Genomic DNA, 11613 nt, shown 5'->3' on the forward strand with positions numbered 1-11613 from the left:
CGACAATAGCAAGAGTGAACCACCTGATCCCTTCCCGAACTCAGAAGTGAAACCTCTTTGCGCTGATGGTAGTGTGGGGTTACCCATGTGAGAGTAAGTCATCGCCAGCTCATTATTCGAAACACCCTCAAGCCAAGGCTTGGGGGTGTTTTTTTGTGTGTGGGTTTTATAATTATTAAGATAAAACTGTCCTTAAAACTTCATCTCATCGCAACTGTCCTGTCATTCACACTGTATTAAATAAGATGTCGACTTTATAAAAAGATGAATAGATGTATGAGAAAAATTTCTTTAAGTTTGCTGGCGGTCTCTGTATTCGCTCTGACGGCATGCAATGAATCCGATGATAAAACCCTTCAGCCCATCGAAAGCGTAACTGAACCAACTTTGGTGTCTTTTGCCAAACTGGATGTAGAGACCTATGCAAAAGGCCCTGATTCAGGACGAGATGTACGTGGGGCAAATGGTATTTTTCCTCCATTTTCAGGCCAGCCTGTACAGGGTTTTTCTGCTGCATTAAAGCAGCCGGATGGAACTTATCTGGTGATGTCGGATAATGGCTTTGGCTCGCAAGATAATTCTTCTGATTATTTATTGCGTTTGCATCATCTTTCTAGCGCTTTCAGAACCAAGGCGGGCGGTACAGCAACTGTCAAACATTTATCTTATATTCAGCTTCGTGATCCGAACAAACTGATTCCTTTTGAAATTGTCCATCAGAATACTCAAGAGCGTTTATTGACAGGTGCTGACTTTGATCCGGAATCTATGCAGCGCGCGCCCAATGGCGATATCTGGATTGGAGATGAATTTGGCCCTTATTTATTACATTTTAGTGCAGATGGAATATTAAAAAGTCCGCCGATTGCTTTAGCGCATCCATTAGAAGCTGGAACTGAACTCAGATCTCCACAAAATCAGCTAAACAAGGGGACTACCGGTTATATTGAACCTTTGGTACAGCGGAGTGGGGGCTTTGAAGGTATGGCAATTTCCCCCAATGGTCGCTATTTATATCCTTTACTTGAAAAACCTTTATTAAATGCTACGACGCCACAACTAATCATTTCAGAATTTGATCTGGAAAAGAAAGTTTATACTGGAAATTTCTATTATTTTGAGTTGGCTTCGAAAGCCTCTGCAATTGGTGATTTTCAGTTATTTAGTGCCAAAGAAGGTGTGATTATTGAACGTGATGACAGTGAAAATAATCTGGGCGGCTATAAAAAATTAATCAAGGTCAGATTGAATCAGTCCGGTGAGTCTGTCGCACGTGAAGAACTGGTTAATTTAATGGATCTGGCCAATCCAGATTTACTTTATGGTCCGGTACGTCCGGGAGATCTTGCCACCGGTCAGCGCTTTGGTTTTCCATTTCAGACCATTGAAGACATTATTATTGAAGGGCCTGATTTAATTACCGTCTTGAATGACAATAACTTTCCCGGTTCAAGTGGTCGTAATCGAAATCTGGCAGATGATAATGAAATTATTCAAATCCGATTAGCTCAAGCATTATATTAATTTCAGTTTTTTCTCAATTTTAAAACGTTCCCTGAGTCTGAGAACTCAGGGATTTTTATATCGAAGAAGTAGCTTGAATTGTTAAGAAATCATTAAAAACTGGACGCATGGGTTTAGAATTTTGAGCAAAGCTTAAGACTTTAGTCGCATATTGCCTGAAAATTAGCTGTGTTGAACTAAGTTGTTGCACGAACATGGCGATAAGAATCATTAAAAATAATAAATAAGAGTTAGTGGCATGTGTCGTGCTGAAAACAACGAATAATAACTCACAGGAGGTGAGTAAAAATGGTAGAAAACACGAAAATGGCAGCAAATACGGTTAGTGTGAATGATGTGATTGATCAGGCAAAATTCACTAAATTTCACTTAAGCATTGTATTGTGGTGTTTGTTTATTGTTCTATTTGACGGGTATGATTTAGCAATTAACGGTGTCGTTCTGCCTCTACTGATGCAGGAGTGGGGCATGAGTGCTGTTGAAGCAGGCATGCTTGCCAGTACAGCACTAGCCGGCATGATGTTTGGTGCCATGCTGTTTGGGATGCTTGCAGACAAAATCGGTCGTAAAAAAGTGATTTTAATTTGTGTCACTTTATTTAGTGCTTTTACATTTTTGGGTGGATTTACCACCACTCCAACAGAGTTTGGTATTTTACGTTTTATTGCCGGCTTGGGCATAGGCGGGGTATTACCTAACCTGGTTGCGTTAACCTCTGAATATGCGCCTAAACGTTTAAAAAGTACACTTGTAACCACCATGTTTAGTGGTTATGCCGTAGGTGGGATTATGGCTGCATTATGTGGTACATGGTTTACCCCAAGTTTTGGTTGGGAAATTATGTTCTTCATTGCAGGTATTCCCTTACTTTTTGTTCCATTGTTTTGGAAGTTCTTACCTGAGTCTCTAACTTTCTTGGTTAAAGAACAAAAAATGAATGAGGCACGTCATTTTATAAAACGAGTTGAGCCAACTGCAGACGTACGAGCAGACACTGAACTGGTTCTAGCCACAGGCGATCAGACACAAAGTGCATCAGTAAAAGCGTTATTTACAGAAAATCGTGCAATGGGAACATTCTTATTCTGGATTGCTTTCTTTATGTGCTTGCTCATGCTTTATGCACTTGGAAGTTGGCTGCCAAAACTCATGATGGCTGCGGGATATTCTTTAGGCAGCAGTTTAATGTTCTTATTAGCACTGAATATTGGTGCCGTGATCGGAACCATTAGCGGTGGTATTCTGGCAGACCGTTTTGACTTTAAACCTGTTCTTATTAGTATGTTAACTGTGGGTGTACTGTCTCTGGTTGGTTTAGGCTTTAACTCTCCAACACCTGTTATTTATTTACTTGTCAGTTTGGCAGGTGCTTCATCTATTGGTACCAGTATCTTGTTATATAGCTATGTTGCTCAATACTATCCTGTTGCAGTACGTTCTACCGGTATTGGTTGGGCTTCTGCTGTGGGGCGTACAGGTGCAATTGTGGGTCCAATTGTGATTGGTATGCTGCTGGGTATGGAATTACCACATAAATGGAATTTCATCGCGGTTGCCATGCCGGGTATTATTGGTATCATCGCTATTTCAATGATTCGTCAACCACAACCCGGTCGCGTTCAGGTGAAACAATTAAAAGCAGCCAAAATTTAAACGATCCTCATAGATTCATTCAGTTTAAAAAACCCCTTTGTCTGAAGGGGTTTTTTATATCTTTAGTATGAAATAAAACCACTCAAAAAAAGTGATTGAGCTAAAAAATCTACAAATTCTGCTTAAATTAAAGTCATTATTATTAATAGCTTAAAATTTAATTTTTAATAATAATGTGATATATCACGCAAATAAATGGCATTACATTTGTCATAGCAGAATATCAATTAGTCTTATTGTGCCTTAAATCCCGCTTGCGTATATTGCCTGACATTGAAGATTGCCTTCAATCTTCAACAAAGATGTTATGGACAAGTACTCATGGGAGATGAGAACGATGACAACGGAAAAAATAGATGTAAATTCTGTAGTCGATAATGCGAAATTCACGCCTTTCCACTTCAATGTAGTTGCTTGGTGTTTACTCATTATCTTATTTGATGGCTACGATTTAGCAATCAATGGTGTGGTTTTACCCTTACTGATGCAAGACTGGGGCTTAAGTGCAGTGCAAGCGGGCATGCTTGCAAGTACCGCACTGGCTGGCATGATGTTTGGTGCGATGATCTTCGGTTCCCTCGCGGACAAGATCGGTCGTAAGAAAGTGATCATGATCTGTATTGTATTATTCAGTGGTTTAACTTTTGCGGGTGGCTTTGCCTCAAATCCAACCGAATTCGGTATTTTACGTTTTCTTGCCGGTCTGGGTATTGGTGGGGTCATGCCGAATCTGGTGGCATTGACTTCGGAATATGCGCCACAAAAAATGCGCAGTACCTTGGTAACCACCATGTTTAGTGGTTATGCCGTCGGTGGTGTAATGGCTGCGTTGTTGGGTTCATGGTTTACCCCAAGTTTTGGTTGGGAAATCATGTTCTTTATCGCGGGTATTCCATTATTTTTATTACCAGTGATCTGGAAATTTTTGCCTGAATCGCTGGCATTTATTGTGAAGCAAAACAAGCAGGCTGAAGCACGTCAAATCGTACGTCGTCTGGCACCAAATCTAACGGTTACCGAGAATACAACGCTTACCCTGCCACAGGAAAATGTGCCTGAAGCAGCAAACGTGGTGAGCTTGTTCCGTCGTGGCCGTGCGGTCAATACCTTATTGTTCTGGGTCGCGTTCTTCACTTGTCTGTTAACTATGTATGCTTTAAGCAGCTGGTTACCGAAGTTGATGATGGCAGCGGGCTACTCGATGGACAACAGTCTGATGTTCATGATGGTAATGAACGTTGGTGCGGTTGTGGGTATTGTCGGTGGTGGTATTCTCGCGGATCGTTTCCACCTGAAACCGGTACTGATGTTCCTCGGTATGATGGGTGCGATTGTGATGAGCCTAATGGGCTTTGCATCGAACTCCTTCCTGCTATACATCCTGGTGTTCTTGGCAGGTGCAGCGTCAATTGGTTCACAAATGTTGCTATATAGCTATGTTGCGCAGTTCTACCCGCTTGCAGTACGTTCGACAGGTATTGGCTGGTCGTCTGCGATTGGTCGTATGGGCGCGATTGTAGGCCCAATCCTGATCGGTGGCTTACTGGGTATGAACCTGCCTGCTTACTTCAACTTTATGGCAGTAGGTTTACCGGTGCTGATTACTGCAATTGCGGTTGCCTTGATCATGCATGACAATGAGTCTGAAAAGATTGGTTCAATTGAACCCGCAGTGTCTAAAGCTTAAAGCTAAGTATTAAATAAGAAGTCTCCGAAAGGGGGCTTTTTTGATTTTTGAATAATAGTATTCTATAAAGAGAATCAGTTTTATAAAAAGAGATATAACTTTTATGAGAATATTAATTTTAGGTGCAATATTTTTAGCAAATTCTTTTGTGTATGCTCAAAAAATAAATAGTTATGAATGTGTAATAGAAGAAATATCTAATAGTTATGATGTGAAAAATTTAGAGAATCATTACCTCGGTCAAATTTTCAATGTTAATCGTAGTACAGGAATCATAAGTGGGGCTTTGAAAAATGATTATGTTAATAAACCAATTATTATTGATCCAGGCTCCAAAGATAATAGTTTTAAAGTCATTAACTATTTAAAAATAGGGGAAGGATTAGGAAGAGGAAGCAATGTATATTCCCTTATTGTTGAGGAGTACCAAAGTAAACCTATCAAATCCTTTACTTATATGGACAATGCAATGGTATTTCGCGGTAATTGTAAAAATAAATAATGGATTTTGATTCTTCTCCAAGTAGTTCTCTCTTCAAACATTAAATACATAGTTTTACCGTATTTTCCTATACATATTCATAGCTATAGTTTTTTATTTAGTAGAGCGCGTTAGAATCAATCATAGATATTGAATAAATAGGATTACTTAGATGAACATCAACTCATTCTCCCCAATCCCAGAAGATGATGATGAACTGCATCTTCCTGAATTAGTGTACTGGGCTTCCTTAGGTGATGTTGAACAGGTCGAGCAGGCGTTACAGGAAGGTCTGGACGTCAATTCTGCCGACGAAGAAGGCTATAGTGCCTTACAGGCCGCTGCTGAAAATGATCATCTGGAAGTGGTCAAACTCTTGGTCAGCAAGGGTGCTGATATTGCACATCGCAGTCCTAATACTGCTTTAGAATTGGCCGAAATGGCAGGCAATAAAGAAGTGATGGTTTATCTAAAAAGCTTGACCGGAACTATTTAAAGCAAAAGAGAACCTTAATCATGAGGTTCTCTTTTTATGGTAGGAACTTAGGTAGCATCGCCTTCAAGTTCTTTTAAAATGGCTTCATTAAAGGCCGGAAGATCATCCGGATTCCGTGAAGTAATCAGTACCCAGCCACCGGTATTACAGCGATGCACTTCTTCATCGACCCATTTTCCGCCGGCATTTTCCAGATCCAGCTTGATGCTTTTATACGAGGTCAGATTCTTGTCTTTAATTCGATCTGCATCAATTAAGGCCCATGGCCCGTGACAGATCGCCGCAACCGGTTTGTGATTGTCGGCAAAGTGCTGAATAATTTTCTGGGCATCCTGATTAATTCTTAAGGTATCTGCGTTGACTGTACCACCTGGAATCACCAACAGATCATAATCATTCAGGTCGACATGGTCGAAACTGGTATCAGGCGTATATTGGGTAGCAGCTTTGGTATCACCTTTGACTGTGGCGACATCTTCATTTTTTTCTGCAGCATGAATCACTTCAAAACCTTTGGACTTTAAAAAATTTAAAGGCTCAGTCAGTTCATCATGTTCAATACCTTGATTGGATGTAATAAAGAGGACCTTTTTTACCATGATTGCTGTTCCCAAAAAATGTGAGGATTTTTAGCTTAACAACAAGCCAATTTTTACAATGTTGGAGTTTTAACTCGGAACTGTTAAGCAATGATAAATAAAGCAATGCACAGAAAAAGAAATAGCAGAAAAAAAGCCCCAACATCCTGTTGGGGCTTTTTCCGTATCTTGTGATTTAGGTATAACTCCTGTCGTACCTCACGTCCTGATGCTTGCTTATTCTTGTTGTTTTTAGGTTTTCGGAGCATCCTGCTCTCTATGTGTCTAAAGTAATACACAAGCAGATTTTGTACCAGCAGCAGATTGCGCTTATTGTTGTACGCTTTGACTTACATGAACGCAGAGAAATTGAGCACGACTAGCTGCTGAATTCTTGTCATCAAAAATGTACATCTAAGCCAATATACGGGCCTTTAAATTCCAGCTGTAAATCTGGACGTTGATCCTGTTGAAAATCTACCGTCATCATGCGATAACCGATTTTGGCACCGACATCGACCAGCAGATTATCAATAAAATCATATTGTAACTCAGCCTGTACATCGGTCTTTTTACTATCGCTGCCATGACTGTAAACGGCTTCTGCTTTGGCACTCAGTCCGGTAAATGGCAATTTAACCCCTGCAGTTGCATAGAGCAGTGGAGTGTATTCATCCAGATCGTATTGCGTGAAAGCCTCGGTATTCAGGTTTTTTACCGTACCCTCCAGATTGCTTAAGCCTGCGCCTACATCGGCATGTACCACGGTATCCAGCAATTCGTAATACAGAATATAGTCAATATTCTTCAGTTCGATTTCTGAGGCATTGATCGGAGTGCTTTGTTCGCTGTTGCTGTCCAGATTGACGTATTTGATTTTGGCATTTGGCAACAGTGGCACTGGATGTTCAAAAGCCACGGACAGCTGCGCCGTACCTTGTCGATCCAGATCATGTTTCATACTGCTATTTTCGCTATAACCGTTAAAATTCCAGTAGCTGAGATCAGCTTTTGCCCCGATGAAATCTGCATGACTGAGCGTGCTTAATCCAAAACTGAAGAATAATGTGGCGAGTATTTTTGTCTGCATGACAGTGAGTCCCTAAAGCTTTATTAAAATTGAGCGTGTCTGGTTACTTAAAAACATCTTCTTAATATTTATCAGCAAGTGCATGATATAGAGAATTTCAAAAATGTATATCCTGGGATTTTGAAGGACTAAAAAATGCGATCTACAGCAGTACAACAGTGTAAAGACTATTCATTCTATGTGGCTGGTCAGGCGGTTCAGACCGGAGAATGGCTAGAGGTTAAACATAAATATACGCAAGCACTCTATGCACGTGTCGCTTTGGCCGATGCCAAAAGTCTGGAGCAGGCCATTCAGTCTGCCCTAGACACCGAGGCAGAGATGGCGGCTTTAGAACCCTTTCAAAAACAGAAAATTCTACTGCATTGTGTGCGCCGTTTTCATGAAATTCGTGAAGAACTGACTGAAATTCTGATTGCAGAAGGCGGTAAACCGCGCAAAGCGGCAGAAGCCGAAGTCGAGCGTCTGATTAATACCTTTCAAATTGCCGCAGATGCCGTGACTCAAATTGATCAGGGACGTATGCTGCCTTTGGCTGTAACCACGGCAGCATCGGGGTATCAGGGTATGGTTAAGCAGGTGCCGATTGGCGCAGTGTCTTTAATCAGCCCTTTTAATTTTCCCTTAAATCTGACCGCCCACAAAATTGCACCGGCAATTGCTGCCGGTTGTCCTTTCGTGTTGAAACCCGCCAGTCTGACGCCGATTTCTGCCTTGAAAATTGCCGAGATTCTGGCGGAAACCGATTTGCCGAAAGGCGCATTTTCAGTTTTACCCTGTCCGCGCGAGCTGGCCGATGTGCTGGTCACCGATGACCGTTTTAAATTACTCAGTTTTACTGGTTCCGATGTGGTGGGTTGGGATATGAAAGCGCGAGCTGGCCGCAAAAAAGTGGTTCTGGAGCTGGGCGGTAATGCCGCAGTGATGATCGAGCCGGATACCGAAATTAATGATGCCTTGATTACCCGTCTGGTTGGCGGTGCTTATGGTCATGCCGGGCAGGTCTGTATCAGTGTACAGCGCATTCTGGTGCATCAGGATATTTATGCCGAAGTCAGAGATAAACTGCTTGCAAAACTCAAACATCTGAAAGCCACCGATCCAAATCTGAGCACAACTTTGGTCGGCCCGATGATCAAGGAAGCAGAAGCCAAACGCCTGAAAAAATGGCTGGAAAAAGCACTGAAAAAGGATGCGAAAATCCTGATTGGAGGTGAGCTAAATGGCGTGATGTTCGCACCGACTTTATTGGAAAACGTGGATCATGGTCTGGAAATTTACCGTGATGAAGTCTTTGGTCCGGTGGCGATGATTGAACCTTATCCAGATTTTGAAGCGGGGATTGCCTGTATCAATCGTAGCCGTTTTGGCTTGCAGGCCGGAGTTTATACCCAGAACTTGAACAAGATGCTGTATGCCTGGGATCATCTGCATGTCGGCGGGGTCATTATCAATGACATTCCATCTTTCCGGGTGGACAACATGCCCTATGGTGGGGTGAAGGATTCAGGTTTAGGCCGTGAAGGGATTCAATCTGCCATTCGCGATATGCAGGAAGAACGGATGCTGGTGATTAAATCTTAAGTAAATGACATCAATCGCTCAGATTCTATAATGAATTTGCTGCAGGTCAGACCGGGGTATTGCAGTCCATTTTCAGATGTCAAAGATGCACGTGGAGCAGGGCGATCAGATCTCTGCTCCGCGCATTTCAGCTATAGAGTGGCTCACATCGCGATAAGCCTTTGACTCGAATTCTTCTATAAATATAAGGCGATTTGGATGATCGCAGCATGAGCTTTGCTTGACTGCGGTTCTGTAGTCAAACTTAAGAAAGATATATTCCAAAAAGTTTGTCAATATATAGCCTATAAAATCAGGTGGGTTTCGTTGAATTATTGAACGCTTAATTCGAATAGATTATAAATAACGAATATTTTCAGCAGAATTTACAGAAAAAATTTAAAAAAGTCAGTATTGTTGAACCATCTACAAGGTCAGCTTTTCGATCAGACTTTAAGCAAGATGTAAGACCTGCTGACCTGTTTGTACATTAGAATTCGACGCCCAAAAGGTGCAGCTCTAATCCAAACACCCGAAATAATTGAAATGCTTCTTTATTTGCTTGCGCTATAACCATAACAAGCAGCATCTGAAGGGGTTTAAAGTTTAGGTGTTCTATGACAGAAACTCGTGAGAATTGGTCTGCACGATCAGGATTCATTATTGCAGCCATTGGTTCCGCCGTTGGCTTGGGAAATATCTGGCGTTTCCCTTATGTGGCTTATGAAAATGGGGGTGGGGCTTTCCTGATCCCTTACCTGATTGCGATTTTTGCAGCAGGTTTGCCTTTATTGTTTTTAGACTATGCGGTCGGACACAAGTTCCGTAAAGCACCACCCATGGCCTATAAAAAACTCATGAATGCCGAATCCTTGGGGTGGTGGCAGGTGATGGTGACCCTGATCATCGGGATTTATTATGCCAGCGTTTTGTCCTGGGCCGGCAGTTATATGTTCTATTCCTTTGGACAGCAGTGGGGCACAGATACCCAAGACTTTTTCTTTAACACTTATCTGCAAAATGGTGAAGGTTTAAGTTTAGGTTTTGTTCCTGTCCTGTTTTTCGGTCTGGTGGTTGTTTGGGCTGCGGTGATGCTGATTCTTTACGGTGGGGTACGCCGTGGGGTGGAACTGGCGAATAAAATCTTTATGCCACTTCTGGTAATTTTATTTTCTATTCTGGTGATTCAGGCGGTACGCTTACCGGGTGCAGTCGACGGCTTAAATGCTTTCTTTACGCCGAACTGGGAGGCCATGAGTAATTATAAAGTCTGGCTGGCCGCATTTGGTCATATCTTCTTCTCACTGTCGGTGGGCTTCGGGATTATGTTGACCTATGCCTCTTATTTGAAACGCAAAACCAATTTGACCGGTTCTGGGATCGTGGTAGCACTGGCCAACTCATCCTTTGAAATTCTGGCGGGTATTGGTGTATTTGCAGCGCTTGGTTTTATGGCCTTCAGCGCAGGTGCAAATGTTGAAGATGTCGTATCTGGCGGTATTGGTCTGGCCTTTATTGCTTTCCCGAAAATCATTTCCAGTTTAGGTGCAGGCGGTGACCTGTTTGGCTTCCTGTTCTTTGCTTCATTGACCGTTGCCGGTATTACCTCGATGGTCAGTATCCTGCAAGTTCCGATTGCCGCATTCCAGGACAAACTGGGCTGGTCGAAGAACAAGTCAGTCACGATTATTGCCGGTGGTTCAGCGGTGATTTCTACCTTGATGTTCTCGACCCATAGTGCGATTACCTTTGTCGACATTATTGACTACTTTGCCAATAATATCGGTATTGTCGGTGGTGGTTTGATCTCCATTATTCTGTTGTCGTGGTTCCGTCGTCCATTAATGAAGCAGCTGGAAGGCCATGTGAATCAGTTCGCCAGCGTGAAACTTGGTCGCAGCTGGAACTTCATGCTGACCGTCATCACGCCGTTGTCCTTATTAATGGCATTGGGTCTGACCCTTAAATCGATCATGGCAGAAGGTTATGGTGGCTATGCTGCCAGCACCCTGTGGATGGTGGGTGGAGGTGTCATGGCATTCTTTATTCTGGGCGCCATTCTGTTTAGTCTGGTCAAAGACCGTCATAGCTAGGAGAGCGATTATGAATACATCTGCACTGGTGATGATGATCATCTCTATCGTTTTATTGTGGGGTGGTCTGGTACTGTCCGTGATTCATCTGGCAAAAAATCCGGAAGAACCAGAAGACTAAAAATCTTCACATAAACCTACTGTTTTACTGTAAACGAAAGTCATTATCATCTATGGTGATAATGACTTTTTTAATGGCTGACGATTTGGCATGATTTCCGTTTCAGATGGACAAGTCTATACAGCCTTTGCCGTGACCTTCTTCGCTGGGCTTGCCACCGTGTTGGGTGGGGGACTGATACTGTTCCTTAAAATGTAGTTAAACATAGTCAAGGACTAATTCGCACTCTGTTAATGTCTTGTTGCCAAACGTGTAACTAGAGCCTGAGTCGGTCAGTTCCGACTTATAGCGATCAGTCCGTTCTTGCAATATACGCTTTACAGTTTT

Annotated in this window: 10 protein-coding genes, 1 rRNA gene and 1 pseudogene; 10 read left to right on the forward strand and 2 right to left on the reverse strand. The window is 42.3% G+C overall.

Translation table 11 applies throughout. The features are described from left to right. From rrf to FTT75_RS14630, 6 genes are all read left to right on the forward strand, one after another. Positions 1-110: ribosomal RNA gene (gene rrf, locus FTT75_RS14605) — 5S ribosomal RNA — on the forward strand; the annotation flags it as partial. A gap of 166 nt (positions 111-276) precedes the next feature. After that, positions 277-1524 carry an esterase-like activity of phytase family protein gene (locus FTT75_RS14610; RefSeq protein WP_227523951.1) on the forward strand — a complete coding sequence of 416 codons (1248 nt, stop codon included), beginning with the start codon at positions 277-279 and terminating at the stop codon, positions 1522-1524. Between the two features lie 288 nt (positions 1525-1812). Then, on the forward strand, positions 1813-3177 hold the full coding sequence (locus tag FTT75_RS14615) for an MFS transporter (protein ID WP_171294226.1): 1365 nt from the start codon (positions 1813-1815) through the stop codon (positions 3175-3177). A gap of 337 nt (positions 3178-3514) precedes the next feature. Next, positions 3515-4864: an aromatic acid/H+ symport family MFS transporter gene (locus FTT75_RS14620; protein ID WP_100355472.1), complete on the forward strand. Its 1350-nt coding sequence runs from the start codon at positions 3515-3517 to the stop codon at positions 4862-4864. A 103-nt stretch (positions 4865-4967) separates the two neighbouring features. Beyond that, on the forward strand, positions 4968-5366 hold the full coding sequence (locus tag FTT75_RS14625) for a hypothetical protein (RefSeq protein WP_100329636.1): 399 nt from the start codon (positions 4968-4970) through the stop codon (positions 5364-5366). Positions 5367-5517: 151 nt separating this feature from the next. Beyond that, positions 5518-5841 carry an ankyrin repeat domain-containing protein gene (locus tag FTT75_RS14630; RefSeq protein ID WP_180186762.1) on the forward strand — a complete coding sequence of 108 codons (324 nt, stop codon included), beginning with the start codon at positions 5518-5520 and terminating at the stop codon, positions 5839-5841. 47 nt (positions 5842-5888) lie between these two features. Here FTT75_RS14630 and FTT75_RS14635 read toward each other — a convergent pair whose 3' ends face one another. Then, entirely contained in the window at positions 5889-6440 is a 552-nt protein-coding gene (locus tag FTT75_RS14635) for a type 1 glutamine amidotransferase domain-containing protein (RefSeq protein ID WP_074383773.1), read from the reverse strand. Positions 6441-6819: 379 nt separating this feature from the next. Continuing rightward, positions 6820-7509, reverse strand: coding sequence for a TIGR04219 family outer membrane beta-barrel protein (locus tag FTT75_RS14640; protein ID WP_180050532.1), 690 nt, complete (start codon positions 7507-7509; stop codon positions 6820-6822). A gap of 135 nt (positions 7510-7644) precedes the next feature. Between FTT75_RS14640 and FTT75_RS14645 the strand changes: the two genes are divergently transcribed. The 4 genes and pseudogenes from FTT75_RS14645 to FTT75_RS15930 all read left to right on the forward strand — a co-directional run. Further along, positions 7645-9093: an aldehyde dehydrogenase family protein gene (locus FTT75_RS14645; protein WP_074383771.1), complete on the forward strand. Its 1449-nt coding sequence runs from the start codon at positions 7645-7647 to the stop codon at positions 9091-9093. Between the two features lie 596 nt (positions 9094-9689). Then, entirely contained in the window at positions 9690-11165 is a 1476-nt protein-coding gene (locus FTT75_RS14650; RefSeq protein WP_074383770.1) for a sodium-dependent transporter, read from the forward strand. A 10-nt stretch (positions 11166-11175) separates the two neighbouring features. Beyond that, on the forward strand, positions 11176-11286 hold the full coding sequence (locus tag FTT75_RS14655; protein WP_005173576.1) for a methionine/alanine import family NSS transporter small subunit: 111 nt from the start codon (positions 11176-11178) through the stop codon (positions 11284-11286). A gap of 90 nt (positions 11287-11376) precedes the next feature. Next, positions 11377-11478: pseudogene (locus tag FTT75_RS15930) on the forward strand (zinc transporter ZupT); the annotation flags it as partial. Positions 11479-11613: the final 135 nt, after the last annotated feature.

This window comes from Acinetobacter sp. YH01008 (genome assembly GCF_013420435.1).
GTDB lineage: Bacteria > Pseudomonadota > Gammaproteobacteria > Pseudomonadales > Moraxellaceae > Acinetobacter > Acinetobacter pseudolwoffii.